Source organism: Marinobacterium lacunae, from assembly GCF_000705555.1.
Classification (GTDB): Bacteria; Pseudomonadota; Gammaproteobacteria; order Pseudomonadales; family Balneatricaceae; genus Marinobacterium_D; species Marinobacterium_D lacunae.
Genome location: NZ_JMQN01000038.1, coordinates 49,852 through 66,562, shown reverse-complemented (window position 1 = coordinate 66,562; position 16,711 = coordinate 49,852). Strand labels below are relative to the sequence as shown.

Annotated in this window: 16 protein-coding genes; 3 read left to right on the top strand and 13 right to left on the bottom strand. The window is 57.6% G+C overall.

What is annotated here, in order from left to right; all coding sequences use genetic code 11:
- Positions 1 to 11 precede the first annotated feature (11 nt).
- Positions 12 to 1,169 carry an acyl-CoA dehydrogenase family protein gene (locus tag ADIMK_RS12340; RefSeq protein ID WP_036188543.1) on the bottom strand — a complete coding sequence of 386 codons (1,158 nt, stop codon included), beginning with the start codon at positions 1,167 to 1,169 and terminating at the stop codon, positions 12 to 14.
- Positions 1,170 to 1,239: 70 nt separating this feature from the next.
- Positions 1,240 to 2,733 (bottom strand): CoA-acylating methylmalonate-semialdehyde dehydrogenase, encoded by a 1,494-nt coding sequence (locus ADIMK_RS12335; RefSeq protein WP_036188540.1) that lies wholly within the window; start codon positions 2,731 to 2,733, stop codon positions 1,240 to 1,242.
- A 147-nt stretch (positions 2,734 to 2,880) separates the two neighbouring features.
- Between ADIMK_RS12335 and ADIMK_RS12330 the strand changes: the two genes are divergently transcribed.
- Positions 2,881 to 3,804 carry an AraC family transcriptional regulator gene (locus tag ADIMK_RS12330; protein WP_036188537.1) on the top strand — a complete coding sequence of 308 codons (924 nt, stop codon included), beginning with the start codon at positions 2,881 to 2,883 and terminating at the stop codon, positions 3,802 to 3,804.
- A gap of 63 nt (positions 3,805 to 3,867) precedes the next feature.
- On the opposite strand, the gene ADIMK_RS12325 is transcribed toward ADIMK_RS12330, so the two are convergent.
- The 11 genes from ADIMK_RS12325 to ADIMK_RS12275 all read right to left on the bottom strand — a co-directional run bounded on the left by ADIMK_RS12325 (position 3,868) and on the right by ADIMK_RS12275 (position 14,706).
- Entirely contained in the window at positions 3,868 to 4,797 is a 930-nt protein-coding gene (locus ADIMK_RS12325) for a branched-chain amino acid ABC transporter permease (protein ID WP_036188534.1), read from the bottom strand.
- Between the two features lie 4 nt (positions 4,798 to 4,801).
- On the bottom strand, positions 4,802 to 5,689 hold the full coding sequence (locus tag ADIMK_RS12320) for a branched-chain amino acid ABC transporter permease (RefSeq protein WP_036188531.1): 888 nt from the start codon (positions 5,687 to 5,689) through the stop codon (positions 4,802 to 4,804).
- A gap of 133 nt (positions 5,690 to 5,822) precedes the next feature.
- Positions 5,823 to 7,028: an ABC transporter substrate-binding protein gene (locus ADIMK_RS12315; RefSeq protein ID WP_036188528.1), complete on the bottom strand. Its 1,206-nt coding sequence runs from the start codon at positions 7,026 to 7,028 to the stop codon at positions 5,823 to 5,825.
- A gap of 77 nt (positions 7,029 to 7,105) precedes the next feature.
- Positions 7,106 to 7,816 (bottom strand): ABC transporter ATP-binding protein, encoded by a 711-nt coding sequence (locus ADIMK_RS12310; RefSeq protein WP_036188526.1) that lies wholly within the window; start codon positions 7,814 to 7,816, stop codon positions 7,106 to 7,108.
- Positions 7,813 to 8,634: an ABC transporter ATP-binding protein gene (locus ADIMK_RS12305; protein ID WP_036188523.1), complete on the bottom strand. Its 822-nt coding sequence runs from the start codon at positions 8,632 to 8,634 to the stop codon at positions 7,813 to 7,815. Before ADIMK_RS12305 ends, ADIMK_RS12310 begins: the two co-directional genes overlap by 4 nt.
- Positions 8,635 to 8,950: 316 nt before the next feature.
- Positions 8,951 to 9,781: a phosphodiesterase gene (locus ADIMK_RS12300; RefSeq protein ID WP_036188520.1), complete on the bottom strand. Its 831-nt coding sequence runs from the start codon at positions 9,779 to 9,781 to the stop codon at positions 8,951 to 8,953.
- 22 nt (positions 9,782 to 9,803) lie between these two features.
- The gene (locus ADIMK_RS12295) at positions 9,804 to 10,895 is read right to left on the bottom strand and encodes an ABC transporter ATP-binding protein (RefSeq protein WP_051692911.1); all 1,092 of its coding nucleotides are present in this window, start codon (positions 10,893 to 10,895) and stop codon (positions 9,804 to 9,806) included.
- 23 nt (positions 10,896 to 10,918) lie between these two features.
- A complete protein-coding gene (locus ADIMK_RS12290; protein WP_036188518.1) occupies positions 10,919 to 11,743 on the bottom strand; it encodes an ABC transporter permease in 825 nt (274 codons plus the stop codon).
- Entirely contained in the window at positions 11,743 to 12,633 is an 891-nt protein-coding gene (locus ADIMK_RS12285; protein ID WP_081849779.1) for an ABC transporter permease, read from the bottom strand. Before ADIMK_RS12285 ends, ADIMK_RS12290 begins: the two co-directional genes overlap by 1 nt.
- Positions 12,633 to 13,649 (bottom strand): ABC transporter substrate-binding protein, encoded by a 1,017-nt coding sequence (locus ADIMK_RS12280; protein WP_036188515.1) that lies wholly within the window; start codon positions 13,647 to 13,649, stop codon positions 12,633 to 12,635. Before ADIMK_RS12280 ends, ADIMK_RS12285 begins: the two co-directional genes overlap by 1 nt.
- A 19-nt stretch (positions 13,650 to 13,668) precedes the next feature.
- A complete protein-coding gene (locus tag ADIMK_RS12275) occupies positions 13,669 to 14,706 on the bottom strand; it encodes a substrate-binding domain-containing protein (RefSeq protein WP_036188512.1) in 1,038 nt (345 codons plus the stop codon).
- A gap of 345 nt (positions 14,707 to 15,051) precedes the next feature.
- Between ADIMK_RS12275 and ADIMK_RS12270 the strand changes: the two genes are divergently transcribed.
- Positions 15,052 to 15,462, top strand: a complete 411-nt coding sequence (locus ADIMK_RS12270; protein WP_036188509.1) for a MerR family transcriptional regulator — start codon at positions 15,052 to 15,054, stop codon at positions 15,460 to 15,462.
- A 45-nt stretch (positions 15,463 to 15,507) separates the two neighbouring features.
- Complete coding sequence (locus tag ADIMK_RS12265) at positions 15,508 to 16,674, top strand: isovaleryl-CoA dehydrogenase (protein WP_036188506.1); 1,167 nt, start codon at positions 15,508 to 15,510, stop codon at positions 16,672 to 16,674.
- The last annotated feature ends 37 nt before the right edge of the window (positions 16,675 to 16,711 follow it).

The window sequence follows — 16,711 nt, the reverse complement described above, 5'->3', positions numbered from 1 at the left end:
TCGTCCTGCGGTCAGATCAGATCCGCCGCATCCTGCATCAGTGCGCGGCGCGCCACAATCACGCGCATGATCTCGTTGGTGCCCTCAAGAATACGGTGCACGCGACTATCGCGCACATAACGCTCCATCGGGTACTCCTTGATATAGCCGTTGCCGCCGAACAGTTGCAGCGCCTGATCGCACACGCGGAATCCCACATCGGTGGCAAAGCGCTTGGCCATGGCACAGTAGGCAGTTTTGTCGGCATGACCGGCATCGAGCTTGCTGGCTGCAAGTCGCACCATCTGACGCGCTGCCACCAGCTCTGTCACCATATCCGCCAGGGTGAACTGCAACGCCTGAAATGCGGCGATCTCGCGGCCGAACTGTTTTCGCTCGTGCAGGTAATCCCGCGCGTGGTTCAACGCTGCCTGCGCGGTGCCGATTGAGCAGGTGGCAATATTGATGCGTCCGCCATCAAGGGCCTTCATGGCGATACTGAAACCCTGACCCTCTTCGCCGAGGAGCGCCGAAGCCGGTACGCGCACGCCCTCGAAGGTGATGGCACGGGTCGGCTGGCTGTTCCAGCCCATTTTGTCCTCTTTGCGGCCATAACTGACACCCTCGGATTTGGCATCCACCACAAAGGCGGATATCCCCTTGGGCCCCTCGCCGCCGGTGCGCGCCATGACCACCAGCACATCGGTGCTGCCGGCACCGGAGATAAAGATCTTGCTGCCGTTTATCACGTAGTGATCGCCTTCACGGCGGGCAGTGGTTTTAAGGGATGCAGCGTCCGATCCTGCGTTGGGCTCGGTAAGACAATAGGAAGCGAGCTTATCGGCACTTGTAAGCTGGGGGCACCAGTGCTCGCGCGTATCGCTTGTACCGAAGCTGGCGATCATCCAGCAGACCATGTTGTGAATGGTCATGAACGCGGTGGTCGAGGTACAACCCATCGCCAACTGCTCGAAGATGATGCTGGCATCCAGTCGGCTTAGCGCCATACCGCCCACATCCTCAGGTGAATAGAGTCCCATCAGGCCCAGTTCACCGGCGCTTTTGAGTACATCAACCGGGAAGAAACTCTCCTGATCCCACTGCGCGGCATTGGGCTCAAGCTCCTTCTGGGCAAAGGCACGTGCCATGTCGGCAAAGGCGACCTGGTCTTCGTTCAGTTCAAAATCCATAGAGGTTTCCTTCTTGTACGGCCGGGGCTTGGCCCCGGCTTTTATAATCTATTTCAATGGATTAAGGCTGTTACTTCAGGTGAATACTGGTATTAACGCCGTGATCGATATCCTCTTCAAACCAGCGCGCCGTTACCGTTTTAGTCTCGGTGTAGAAGCGCACCGCCTGCTTGCCGTAGGCATGCTGGTCACCGTAGAACGACTTGCGCCAGCCAGTGAAGGAGAACATCGGCAGCGGCACCGGCACCGGTACGTTGATACCGACCTGACCCACCTTGATCTCATGCTGGTACTTGCGTGCAGCGGCACCGGATGAGGTGAAGATCGAGGTGCCGTTTCCGTAGGGATTTTCGTTGATCAGCTCGATCGCCTCCTCGATGGACTCCACCTCAAGCGCCACCAGTACCGGTCCGAAGATCTCTTCGCGGTAGATCGACATATCGGTGGTAACGTTGCGGAACATGGTGGGGCCCACCCAGTTGCCATCGGGGTAACCTTCAACAACGCACTCGCTGCCATCGAGAATGCACTCGGCACCAGCGGCCTTGCCCTCCTGAATAAAGCGCAGTACACGCTCTTTGGACTGCGGATTGATCAGCGGGCCGTAGCCTGCATTTGGATCGTCCCAGGCACCGGGGCGCACCTTGGCCAGCGCATCACGTACTTCAGGAATCCACTCGCGGGACTCACCCACGAATACCGCAACCGATATTGCCATGCAGCGCTGACCAGCGGCACCGACGGAGGCACCGGCTATAGCATTGATCACCTGCATCTTGGACGCATCCGGCATCACCACCATGTGGTTTTTGGCGCCGGCGAACGCCTGCACACGCTTGAGGTGTTCGGTACCGGTACGGTAGATATGTTCGCCAACGGCCACGGAGCCAACAAAGGAGATTGCCGGGGTATCCTTGTGCGTCAGCAGCTGGTCGACCACCTCTTTGCCGCCGTGGACAATCTGCAGCAGACCGTCCGGCGCACCCGCCTCCTTGAACAGCTCGGCAAGGCGCATCGGCGTCAGCGGATCCTGCTCGGAGGGTTTGAGCACAAAGGTGTTACCGCACGCGATTGCCATGGGGAACATCCACAGCGGAATCATCGCCGGGAAGTTGAACGGCGTGATACCGACACAGACACCCAGCGGTTGGGTGATGCTGTAGCAGTCGATCTTGCGGGCTACGTTCTCGACGGTTTCGCCCATGCTCAGCGACGCGATGTTACAGGCGTGCTCGACCACCTCGATACCGCGCCAGAGATCGCCCTTGGCATCTTCAAAGGTTTTACCGGTTTCCTGCGACAGGGTCTTGGCGAGATCATCGTGATGCTCTTTGAGCAGCGCCTGATAGCGCAGCATCAGCCGTGCGCGGTCGCCAACCGGGGTGTCTTTCCAGGTTTCAAACGCTGCTTTGGCCGCCGCCACGGCACGATCAACCTCTTGCGCCGTTGTGCAGGGAACCTGAGCAATGACCTCCTGAGTGGCCGGATTGGTTACCGGGATCATATCGGTTGCTGCACTGTGAACCAGTTCGCCGTTAATCAGGAGGGGCACTTGCTGGGCCATTTCGTTTACCTCTCGTTATCATTATTAGTGTCGGGTGATGGTGTAGTTTTAGCACGCACCCCGAGGGTGCAGGATTGATAATCTTGCTCACTTGATGGACTATATTGTGATTAACTTAGGATATTCACCTATAGTCGAACACACTCTATGAGCACACCATCAAGCTGGCCACTGCCACCGGAAAGTATCCGCTTTGTCGTACCCCGCAGAATTGTGCAGCAACTGGCTGAGCACCCGCTCAGCCGCGGCCTGTATCCGCTTGGCATCGGGTACTACAACCAGGCCGCCGGGCACCATATGGAGCGCGTCGAACATGACGACTATCTGATGATCTATTGCCTCGAAGGCGCGGGGCTTTTGCAGGTAGAAGGCTTGAAGTACAGCGTGCATGCGGGCGATCTTGTGCTGCTGCCCAAGGGGGTAAGCCACAGCTACCGGGCACTGAAAAGCCGTCCCTGGACTATCTACTGGGCACACTTTCACGGAGAGGATGCTAGAGCGTTTTACGAGCACCTGCGCGAGCCGCGTCAAAGCGCCCCGCTGCTGCTAACTTCGCTTGGCTTTCAGTCTCGACTGGCCGGGGATTTCGAAGCGCTGCTGGAGTTGAGGGAGTCCACCTATAATCTCAACGCCTATATCTGTGCGGCTAACCAGCTAAGGCAGATACTGACACATATTGCGCTGCTGCAACCCTTGATGCGCAACCGTGACAAGGCCGAAAGCGTCGATCTCGAACGGGTGCACAGTCTGATGCAGGCGCACGTTCATGAGCACCTCTCACTGGATACGCTGGCCCAGAGCGTCAACCTGTCGAAGTACCACTTCGTCAAACGCTACAAGGAGTTGACCGGCACCACGCCGATCAACCACTTTATCCAGTTAAAGATTGAGCGTGCCTGCCATCTGCTCGACACCACCGGCAACAGCATCAACGAAATCGGATACGCCGTCGGTTATGAAGATGCCTATTACTTCTCGCGTATTTTCAAAAAGATCATGGGGGTTTCGCCCAGCCAGTACCGCAGCATGCGTACCGGCGCCTACGCCTATCGCGGCGGTGGCCCGCGATAAAAAAAGCGGGCCGGAGCCCGCTAACCAAGGAGGGCCTGAGCCCTATGCCATGTACCCACCACGCTAACTGAAGTTACGTTTGATCAACCGCTGCAACTCACCCACGATGCCGTTGCGGAACAACAGCACGCAGACGATGAAGATAACCCCCATGATGATGCTCACGTAGTTGCCGAGCTCACCGCCGGAGAGGAAGTTCTGAATCGTGACCACAACCCCTGCGCCTACCAAGGGGCCTGCAATCGTGCCCATACCGCCGAGCAGGGTCATTAGTACCACCTCACCGGAGAGGTGCCAGTGCACGTCATTCAGCGATGCCAGCTGGAACACCAATGTCTTGGTTGAACCCGCCAGCCCTGCCAGTGCAGCCGAGATCACGAACGCTACCCACTTGTATTGGGTCACGTTGTAGCCAAGGGAAATTGCACGCGGCTCGTTCTCGCGAATCGCCTTGAGAATCTGGCCGAACGGCGAGTGCACGGTACGAAATACCAGCCAGAAGCCGAACAGGAAGATCGCGTAGACCAGGTAGTACAGATTCATGTTGTCGTTGAGGTCGATCAGGCCAAACAGCGCACCGCGCGGCACACCCTGAAGACCATCCTCACCACCGGTAAACGGCGCCTGCAGGTACACGAAGAACAGTAACTGGGCCAGCGCCAGCGTTACCATGGCGAAGTAGATACCCTCTCGCTTGACCGCCAGCTTACCGTACACCGCGCCCACCACACCGGCGGCCAGCGTACCGCAGAGGATGCCAAGCTCGGGCGTAAGGCCGGTATTGATCATCAGATAGCCTGTGACATAGCCACCGGTACCAAGAAACGCGGCATGACCGAAGGACAGCAGCCCCGTAAAGCCCAGCAGCAGGTTAAACGCACAGGCGAACAGCGCAAAGCAGAGCACCTTCATCAGGAACACCGGATACACCACCAGCGGCGCCAACAGACCGAGTACGACAAAGATCGCGATTTTGGTTTTAGTCATTTTCATCGTGTTATGCCTCCTTGCCGAACAAGCCCGCAGGCTTCATCAGCAGCACTATAACCATCACCGCAAAGATCACGGTGGTTGAGGCTTCGGGGTAGAAATACTTGGTCAGGCCCTCGATGATGCCCATACCAAGGCCGGTCAGGATCGCCCCGCCGATTGAGCCCATGCCGCCGATTACGACGATAGCGAACACCACAATCAGCATATTGGAGCCCATATCCGGCGATACCGAGTACACGGGCGCGGCCATCACACCGGCAAAACCGGCGAGTCCAACACCAAAGCCGAAAGTAAGCGTTACGATCAGCGGCACGTTGATGCCAAACGCCTGAAGAATCGCCGGGTTTTCGGTACCCGCGCGCAGGTAGGCACCCAGACGCGTTTTTTCGATCATGAACCAGGTCAAACCACAAACCAGTACCGAGGCGACGATAATCCACGCACGATAATCAGGCAGATACATGAACGGCAGCTTGGTGCCACCCTTGAGCTCATCGGGAATTGAATAAGGCTGGCCCGATGCACCGTAGATCTGGGTAAACAGACCCTGCAGCACCAGCGCAATTCCGAAGGTGAGCAGCAGGCTGTAGAGGTGATCCTCACCTGCGATGGGCCGCAGCAGGAAGCGTTCAATCACCACCCCGGCAAAGCCCACCACCAACGGCACCACAATCAGCGCTGCCCAGTAGTTGATGCCGAAATAGTTAAGCGCCATCCAGGCTGCAAACGCGCCGAGCATGTACATCGCGCCCTGAGCGAAGTTGATGATCTTCAACAGACCGAAAATGATCGCCAGCCCCAGGCTTAGCAATGCATAGAAGGAGCCGTTGATCAGTCCAACCAACAGCTGGCCGAACAGGCCAAACAGATTGATGCCGAGAAATGTCGCCATAACGCACTACCCACTTGCTATTCCGAATAGTGACCCGCTCGACAGCAGAATCTGCCGCAGTGGGGTCCACATCGAGCGCAGGTGCCGCTCAGGTCAGATGACCGGCACCTGCGTCCAGTGACTGCAAGGACCGTTACTTGAAGTCGCACTCGGCGAGCATCGGCCCGAACGCCTCTTCACCGGGGATCACGTTCTCGATGGCAAAGATATCGTCCGGATTGGCGCGCTCATCCGCCTTCTTGATACGTACCTGGTACATGTCGTGCACCATGCGGCCGTCGTTACGCAGGGTTGCGTTACGAGCGAAGAAGTCGTCCGGCTTCATCTCTTTCATCTTGCGGATAACGGTATCGGAGTCATCGGTACCGGCGGCTTCAACAGCCTTGAGGTAGTGCATGGTCATGGAGTAGGCACCGGCCTGTCCCATGGCCGGAATGGAGCCATGACGCTCCTTGAAGCGCTTGGACCACTCGCGGGTCTGCTCATCCATATCCCAGTAGAAACCGGTGGTCAGCTTCATGCCGCCGGCGATCTCCGGATCCAGTGCCTGAGCATTCGATGTAAACACCAAAAGGCCTGCCACATCGGCGGTCTGGGTCAGGCCGAACTCGGCTGCGGTTTTAAGCGAGTTGGTGAAATCGGTACCGGCGTTGGCCAGCGCGATCACGTCCGCACCTGAGCTTTGTGCCTGCAGCACGTAGGAGGAGAAGTCGGTCGTGCCCAGCGGTGCACGCACGGCACCAAGCACCTCGCCACCGCTTGAGTTGACCACCTCGGTGGCGACGCTCTCAAGCGCATGACCAAACGCATAGTCGGCCGTGATGAAGAACCAGCGCCACTTGCCGGCACCCACCATCGGTTTCACGGTACCGTTGGCCAGTGCAACCACGTTATAGGTCCACTGCACGTTGTAGGGTGAGCACGCCTTGGTGGTAAACGCATGCGATGCGGAGGTGGAGATCAGCGCAATCTTCTTGGAATCGGTCAGCACCTTGGCCACGGCACCGGTCACGGAGCTGGCCACCAGACCGGTCACGGTGTCCACCTGCTCGTTGTCGATCCATTTGCGCACAATGCTTGAGCCCACGTCAGGCTTGTTCTGATCGTCTGCACTGACAATCTCGATCGGCTTGCCAAGCACCGTGCCGCCGAAATCCTCTACGGCCATCTGCACGGCGGTCACGCAGCCTTCGCCGCAGATATCGGCGTAAACACCGCCCATATCCGCCAGCACGCCGATCTTCACCTTGTCGTCAGAGATACCGGCAGCCTGAGCGGCGGATACCGACATTGCAGCGGCAATGCCGACGCTGAGCAGAGTCTTGTTGATTGATTTCATCCTGTTTCGTCTCCATCGGGTTTTATTTTTATTCGAACGAAAAGACGGGAGGCGCCTTTTACCACCTCCCTTTTGGGCTAGACGCCCAGATAGGTGTGCAGCATGTCGGCCCGGGCTTCGAGCTCATCCGCCCTGACCTCCTCCACAATGTGGCCATGCTCCATGACGTAGTGCCGATCGGCGATCGGCGCGGCAAACCTGAAATTCTGCTCAACCAGCAAGATGGTGAGTCCGCGCTCCTTGAGCTTTTGCAACACCTCACCGAGCTTTTTGACGATCACTGGCGCCAGGCCTTCGGTAATCTCATCGAGCAGCAGAATATTCGCGCCCGAGCGCAGGATGCGCGCCAACGCCAGCATCTGCTGTTCGCCGCCGGACAGTCGTGTGCCCTGGCTGTAACGGCGCTCGTACAGGTTGGGGAACATGCTGTAGATCTCCTCCACACTCATGCCGTCGCTGCGCACGGCAGGCGGCAGCATGAGGTTTTCCTCCACATTGAGGCTGGAAAAGATCGCGCGCTCTTCGGGGCAGTAGCCGATACCGAGATGGGCAATACGGTGGGAGGCCATGCCGATGGTCTGACGACCGTTGATGTTGATGGTGCCGCTGCGCTTACCCACCATGTTCATGATCGCGCGCAACGTTGTGCTGCGACCGGCGCCGTTGCGGCCAAGCAGCGTTACAAGTTCGCCCTGCTTCACGTTCAGATCGATACCGTGCAGGATGTGCGACTCGCCGTAGAAGGCATGCAGGTCGCTGATGCGGATCTTTTCACCGTAGGTGGTCATGCCGAAACCCTCTCCTGAACCTCAACCTTGTCGGACGCAGCGCCCCCTTCAGCCGATACCTCTTCATCGGCGGCAACGCCCAGATAGGCCTCTTTCACCCGCGGGTCGGCCGATACGCTGTCGTAATCGCCTTCGGTAAGCACGGCACCGCGTTGCAGTACCGTGATGCGGTCCGCCAGACGCGACACCACATGCAGGTTGTGCTCAACCATCAAGATGGTGCGGTTGGCAGATACCTTCTTGATAAGGGCCGCCACCACATCCACATCTTCATGCCCCATCCCCTGTGTAGGCTCATCAAGCAGCATCAGCTCAGGATCAAGAGCGAGGGTGGTGGCGATCTCCAGCGCACGTTTGCGACCGTACGAGAGATCCACCGTGGTGGTGCGGGCAAATTCGCTCAGGCCTACCTGATCAAGCAGCTCCATCGCTTTGGCATTCAAAGGCTCAAGCACCTTTTCCGAGCGCCAGAAATGAAAGCTGTTGGACTCCTTGCGCTGAAGTGCGATGCGCACGTTTTCAAGCACAGTGAGGTGAGGGAATACCGCCGAGATCTGAAACGAGCGGATCAAGCCCAGACGGGCAACCGCTGCCGGTTTCATGGTGGTGATATCACGACCGTTATAGAGAATGCGTCCGCGAGTCGGTGTGAGGAACTTGGTAAGCAGGTTGAACACCGTGGTCTTGCCTGCCCCGTTGGGGCCGATCAAGGCATGGATGCTACCGCGCTCGATATTGAGGCTGACACTGTCAACGGCGGTGAAGCCCTTGAACTCTTTAACCAGATCAGTGGTTTGCAGTACGTAGTCGGTACTCATGTCGTAATCGGGTCCCGTGTTTTTATTGTTATTTTCACCAGGCTGGACCCGCCTGGCGGTCGCTTACGTCAACGTAAGCTCTGGACGCAACTTAACAACCATAAATAGGCATATACCAGTACGACTTTAGTCTAATAACGAGGTGATTTCAGGCCAAAAACACCTATTTATTATTTTATTTTCAATAGTTTAATAACAAATGCAACCAATAATTACCGATAAGTATTTACCCTTATTTATGCTTTACGTTGACGTAAACTCCGACGGGCTGAATACACACGATGCACAGCTACGAACACGCCCTCGCCTGCCGTACTCAGTCGATCAGGCCGTGACTGTCAAAGAAGGGATAGGGACCATCGAAATGTTCGATCATACCCATATGGGTAATCATCGCCTGTTCAGGCGTCCATACGTGCAACAAATAACCCGGTGGCTCCAATACAAAATGGGCAGGTGCGTCAGGATCGATATCCAAGACCACCTGATGCGCCGTCCCCGGACAGCAGCAGGCAAGGCTGCCGGCAAAACGCTGCTGAATGCTGCGATGCAGATGCCCGCATAACACCCGCTCAACCTGAGGATGACGACTGATCACCGCGGCCAATCCAGCGCTGTCCATCAATCGCTGACGATCCATATGACCGATACCGCTGGCAAATGGCGGATGGTGCAACATCACCAGGGTCGGAACATTCGGACGCTGCGACAACGTACTCTCCAGCCAGGCCAGCCTCTCGGCGCACAGCTCACCATGAGGCGCGCCCGGCACGGTTGAGTCCAACCCGATCATCCGCACCGGATAATCTTCGATGCACCACTGCACAAACTCTGGTTGCTGGTGCAGATGATCCAGCTCAGGGAAAGCCGCACGCATCGCCTGCCGGTTGTCGTGATTGCCGGGCACCAGGTAATACGGCATATCCAGCTCCGACAGCGCCTCCTTCAGGCAGGCGTACTCATCTGCCCGGCCGAAATCCACCAGATCACCGGTAATCACCACCACATCGGGTTGTGGCACCAGCGCATTCAGCCGCTCCAATGCGTTGTACAGCCCCTTCAGGGTATCCACTTTTCGATACGACAGCCGACCACCGGCCTTGATGTGCAGATCACTGATCTGCGCAACGATAAACTGCTGACTCATTCACACGCTTCCTTACGAACGCTTAACGGACATCGGCAATGGGGAACAGCGCTTCGCCCGCTACCGACAGGCCAATCGGCTGCCCTGGAAACCACCGCTGACGACTGTCGCTCTCCACTTGAAGGGGTATATCGCCCCCGGTATCAACAAGCAGCCGCTGGCTCTGGCCAAGAAATACGCTCTGCAACACCCGGCCTTGCAACGGGGCACTGTCCGGCGCACAGATCTCTATATCCTCAGGACGGCAATACAGCACCGGGGCATCGAGATGCAGCCCTGCGCGCAGATAACCACCCTCCACATGAAGCTTCTCAGCGTCGCGGCCCTGAACCTTGAATCGGTTTACGTTGCCGATGAAATCGGCGACAAACGCGGTGCGCGGCTGATGGTAGATCTCACGCGGCGTGCCAAGCTGGACGATCCGTCCCTTCTCCATTACCGCAATGCGATCGCCCAGTGCCATCGCCTCGGCCTGATCGTGGGTCACATAGACGGCCGTAATACCGAGATTGCGTAACAGTTGACCGATATCCACGCGCAAGCGATCACGCAACTTGGCATCCAACGCGGCTAGCGGTTCGTCGAACAACAGCACTCTCGGGCGCACCGCCAGCGCCCTCGCCAACGCCACCCGCTGCTTCTGCCCGCCGGACAGCTCACTGATACGACGCTGTTCGTAGCCGTTGAGGTGAACCATGTCGACCATCTCCGCGACCCGACGCTTGAGTGCATCGTCACTCAATCCCTTGATGCGCAACCCATAGGCGATGTTGGCCGCCACATTCATGTTGGGGAACAGCGCATAGTTCTGGAACACCATCCCAACATCCCGCTTTTCGATAGGCAGGTTTGTCACCTCCTCATCGCCGAACCAGACTTCGCCGCCCGCATCAGGCTGCTCCAGCCCGCTTATGATGCGTAACGTGGTGGTTTTTCCGCACCCCGAGGGGCCCAGTAGTACCAACGTTTCGCCGGCACGAATCTCCAGATCCAAAGGATGCAGTGCAGTCTGGGCCGTGCGGCCCTTGCCTGAGCCGTTGAAGGTACAGCTGCACTGGCGCAGCCGGATAGCGACCGGTGTTTTGGCACGGTCAAAGTCATCGTAAGAACTCATCATCTTTTCCAGTTCGGTTATGCTCAGGGACCTACGCGTTCGGCTCGGCGTGTCGCCCAGTGTCCGACCCACTGAATGATCATCATCAGCGGAACGATCATCATCAGGAAGATAAGGGTATAGGCCGAACCCACCTCCAGACGCATGGAGGCGTAACTGTCAGCCAGCCCAACGGGCAGGGTTTTGGTCAGTGGCGTATGCAGCATCCAGGTGATATTGAATTCACCTACCGACAGCGTAATCACCATTAAAGCGCCAGCCAGGATGCCGCCGGTACAGTTGGGCAAGACCACCGTAAAGAAGCGCTTGAGCTGACCGGCGCCGAGACTTGAAGCGGCCTCTTCCAGGCGCACCACATCGATCGCCTGCATCACCGACAAGACTGGCCGCATCATAAACGGCAGTGTAAAGAGTACATGCCCTACCAGAATGAACAGCCAGCTGGTCCGGAAACCCTGGGAACCGCCGTACGCCAGCAACAACGCCAGTGCCGTGGCCAACCCCGGCACCGCCACCGGCATTAACAGCATCTCCTCGACAAAGGCCGCCCAGCGACGGTTGCACTTGAGTAGTCCGTACGCAGCGGGAACACCCAGAATCAGGGTACATACGAGGCAGGCCAGCGCCAGATAGATCGACAGCCAGATACTGTCGGCATAGAGATCCCAGACCTCCAACAGCCAACGGGTGGTCAGCCCGCTTTTCAGTCCAACGAAATAGTTCTCCGTCAAACCGGCCGTCACCGACATGAGCACCGGCACGACCATAAACGCGCATACGATCAGCGTAAACGCGAGTTGCAGCAGAAACAGTCCGTGACGCGACCGGATGGTTTTCGACGAAAACATCACGCCCCTCCTCCTACGCTGTCACCCGCGAAGCGGCGTGCCAGTGACAGGGAAATCCAGGTAACCACACCCAAAATCACCGACAGCGCGGCGGCCATAGCGAAGTTGGCGTAGTTGGTAAATTCACCGTAGATGGCGATGGGTACCACGTTGATGCGGGTACCCAGCGTAAACACTGTGCCGAACGCCCCCATACTGGTGGCAAAGCAGATCGCCCCTGTGGAGATCAGCGCTGGGCGAATACCCGGTATGAGCACATCGCGAACCACCCGCCAGGTGCTGGCACCGAGCGAGCGCGCCGCCTCCTCCAGACTGGGGTCGAGTTTTTCGAACGCCGCCATCACCGTCATGATCACCCGTGGTATGGAGAAATAGAGGTAACCGACAAACAGCCCGGTCAACGAGTAGGCGAACGTCCAATGCTCACCGGACAGCACCTGCCCAATCTGCGCCGACAGCCCCTGTCGCCCTCCCAGCATAATGACCAGAAATCCGACAACCACACCCGGAAAAGCCAGCGGAAACGTCAACATCGCCAACACCGCGCTTTTGCCAAAAAACCGGTGACGCGCCAGAAAACAACCGCAGACGCCCGCTACCGCAACGGCGATCAGGGAAACACTCAGCGAAAGCAACACCGTCGACAGCAGGCTCCAGAGATACTGACTGTGCGTGAGCACCGCCCAATACCCGAGCGTCTGACTGCTGTTATCTGGCTGCGCGCCAATGGCGATCAGCTGTACAAAGGGCAACAACCAGAAGGCGCAAAAGAAACCGAGCGCGGGGGCGAGCCACCAGTGGCTGGCCATCCGCCGGAACCGTTTCAACACAGGGTGAAAGACAGCCCGGCGTGCGGGCTGCCCTTCTGTCGCCAGTACATCCTGCGACATCAATTCACCTCAGCCATGTAACGGGCAGAGAACGCTTTTTGCACCCTTGCCATGTGGGCAAAATCAACAGGCTTCGCCCGGGCATATTCGCTGGCCGGCAGGAAATACGCTTGAGCCTCCGGCGAAATAGCACTTGCCCTTACCGGACGCAGAAAGGCGTTCGCCCACACGGCCTGTCCCTTGTCGGACATCACGTAGTCCAGCACCTTCTTGCCCTGTTCCGCATGGGGCCCACTCTTAACCAGGCTCATGACGTAAGGCACTACGACGCTACCTTCAGAGGGAATCACGAACTCAACATTGGCGTGATCTTTATACTTGGCGCGGTAGGCGTTGAAGTCGTAGTCCAGCAGGATGGGTATCTCGCCGGAGAGCACACGTGCATAGGCGGTCTGTTTCGGCACGATCGGATCGTTGGCCGCCAACTTGTCGAAGTAGCTGATCGCCGGAGAGAAATCATCCAGGTTACCGCCCTCGGCCTGATTGATCGCTACCGCACCGACATAACCGACAAACGCACTGGAGGGATCCAGATAGCCGACCATCCCCTTGTATTCCGGCTTCAGCAGGTCGCTCCATGAGCGCGGAACCGGCTTACCGCCCAGCGCATCGACATTGACCATGAAGCCCAGAGTTCCGGAGTGGATCGCGAACCAGTGCCCGTCCGGATCTTTCAGGCCAGCAGGAATCTCATCCCAATGCGCAGGCTTGTAGCTGCTGACCACATCGGATTGCTGAGCCTGGATACCGAAGGTCACGCCGTAGTAGACGACATCCGCCACCGGATTGGCTTTCTCTGCCAGCAACTGCGCCAGTGACTGGCCGGAGTTCTTGTTGTCCTGAGGCACACTGATACCCAGATCATCCTTGATCGATTTCAGCTGGGTACCCCAATCAGCCCATTGCGGCGGGCAGTTGTAGCAGATAGCGGTTTCAGCGGCCTGAACGGGGCCGGCAATGCCGGCGGCCAACAACATGGGTGCGGCCAACTGGCGCAGCCAAGACGACTTCTTCATAATGACTCCTGCTTAGACGTTAAGTACTTACGGGTACAGTGCGGCGAGCGTCTGTGTCGGACCGTTGCAGCGGTCCGGCACTCTCACCCTCTCTGAGTTGATGAGGCAGTCTTTGGATCTTCGGCTGCTCGCCCCTCATCCTGGCCAGCAACACCTCGACCGCCTCACGGCCAATGGCCGCACGCGGTTGAACCACGGAACAGAGCGACGGGTAGGTCAATTCGCCCAGTTCGATACCGTCAAAGCCGATCACGGACAGATCGTCGGGCACCCGATAACCCTGACGCTGTAGATCACCGATTACGCTCAACGCCAGCAGATCGTTGGAGCACAACAATGCCGTCAGTCTCTCAGGCCCTTCCAGCCAGGGTGCCAACAGCTCAAAGCGGGCTCGCGTGTGGTGCGGCATCTCGATCACCGGTTGTCGCACCAATCCGCACATCTCCATCGCCCGGCAATAGCCCTCGTAACGCAAACGGGCGCGATCTGACTGCGCCACGGGACCTGCAACCATGCCGATATGACGATGCCCCAGCGAATAGAGATATTGCGTGGCCTGATGCATCGCCTGCCGGTTGTCGACCGAGACTGCACACACAGACTCGGAATCGGGTTGGTTGTAGACCAGCACATAGGGCACAGACTCTTGCTCAAGCTTGACTAACAGCTCGCTGTGCTCCGCATCCGCCACAGTCAGTACCAGTCCGTCCACCCGTTGACACAGCATCTCCTCCACAATTTCCGCTTCACGGCTGGCATCGTATCCGGTGGTCGTCACCATCAATGCATACCCCTGCGCCCGGGCTGCGATCTCCATCGCCTGTAGCTGCTCGGTGAATACCGGATTGCGAAGATCTGGAATCAGTACCCCGATGATGCGGGTAGCTTGGGTGCGCAGCTGCTGCGCCAGCCTGTTGGGGCGAAACGAAAGCTCCGCTGCTGCGGCCATTACCCGCGCCAGTGTGCTTGCGCGCACCAGCTCTGGCTGTGAAAACGCTCTGGCCGCTGTGGCCCGGGATACGCCCGCTCGTTTCGCAACTGTTGCCAAATCACTCATGCAGATCCCTGCTGTGCACTGTTTATACAAAATGAGATCGATCTCATTTCAGGCAAGGTAGCAACAACAGATGACACATCGGTGACGGAATAACGGCAGAAAAAAGACGCCGGGGGCTGCATGGATTGCAGGTGAAAGCATGAATACAAATAGGTATTCACCATTACTACTTTAGTCTTATACCCATTGCAAAAACACGCTCATCCCGATCTTTTAATTCGTACATTCAATTACTTATGAAAGATCCAGCACGTAAAGCAAAATAAGGGTATATACCTATTTTTGCTTTACGTTAACGTAAACTTCCACTAGCCTGAAAACACGTCCAACAGTACGAGCACGATGATGACGGAAAAGAAAAAGAGCTATTCCATCAGCGAGCTGGCCAGCGAGTTCGATGTCACCACACGCAGCATCCGCTTCTATGAAGATCAGGCGCTGCTGCATCCCACCCGCCGCGGCCAGACACGCATCTACAGCCGTCAGGACCGCGTGCGCATGAAACTGATACTGCGCGGCAAGCGCCTGGGCTTCTCGCTGGCGGAGATACGCGATCTGTTTTCACTCTGGGATGAAACGCCCAGCGGTAGTGAGAAGCAGCTCAACCTGCTGATGGAGATCATCCACCAGAAGCGCGCCGAGCTTGATCAGCAGCTGAAAGATATCGCGATGGTACAACTGGAACTGGACAACGCAGAGCGCCGCTGCCGCGACGCCCTGAACGAATTGCTTACACAAAAACAACAAGCAAGTTAGGCCCCTTAGCGGGATCCGATGCGCAAAGCACATAGGTAGAGAACGATGATTTCACAGTACACCAGCCTCAATTTTGGACTTGGCGAAACCCTCGATATGCTGCGCGAGCAGATCAACACCTTCGCCAGCCGCGAGATAGCACCACGTGCGGAAGAGATCGACCGTGAAAACGCCTTCCCCAACGATCTGTGGCGCAAGTTCGGTGATATGGGCCTGCTCGGCATCACCGTTAAAGAGGAGTACGGCGGTGTCGACATGGGTTATCTGGCTCATGTGATCGCCATGGAAGAGATCAGCCGCGCCTCAGCTTCGGTGGGCCTCTCCTACGGCGCGCACTCAAACCTCTGCGTTAACCAGATTCACCGCAACGGCACAGAAGAGCAAAAGCAGAAATACCTGCCCAAGCTGATCAGCGGCGAACATATCGGCGCACTGGCGATGTCCGAACCCAATGCAGGTTCCGACGTGGTATCGATGAAACTGCACGCCCGCGACAACGGCGATCACTACGTGCTCAACGGCAACAAGATGTGGATCACCAACGGCCCCGATGCCCACACCTATGTGATCTACGCCAAGACCGACGTTACGGCAGGCCCCCGTGGCATCACCGCGTTCATTGTCGAGCGCGACTTCCCCGGCTTTTCCCGTCATCAGAAGCTCGACAAGCTCGGCATGCGTGGATCCAACACCTGCGAGCTGGTGTTTGAAGACTGCGTAGTCCCGAAAGAGAACATCCTGGGCGAACTCAACGGCGGTGTGCGTGTATTGATGAGCGGCCTGGACTACGAGCGGCTGGTACTCTCCGGCGGGCCGCTCGGCATCATGCAGGCCGCTATGGATATAGTTGTGCCCTACTGCCGCGACCGCCAGCAGTTTGGCAAGGCGATCGGCGAGTTCGAGCTGGTACAGGGTAAGCTGGCCGACATGTACACATTGATGAACGCGTCGAAATCGTACATCTACACCGTATCCCGCGCCGCCGAGCGTGGCGAAACCAGCCGCAAGGATTGTGCAGGCGCCATACTCTACTCAGCTGAAAACGCCACTAAGCTGGCACTGGATGCGATCCAGCTGCTCGGCGGCAACGGCTATATCAACGAGTTTCCCACCGGGCGACTGCTGCGTGATGCCAAGCTGTACGAGATCGGCGCCGGAACATCCGAGATTCGCCGCATGCTGATCGGCCGCGAGCTGTTCCTGAACAATTGATCGGGCGTACACCACAACCCAACAGGCAGTCCGTATA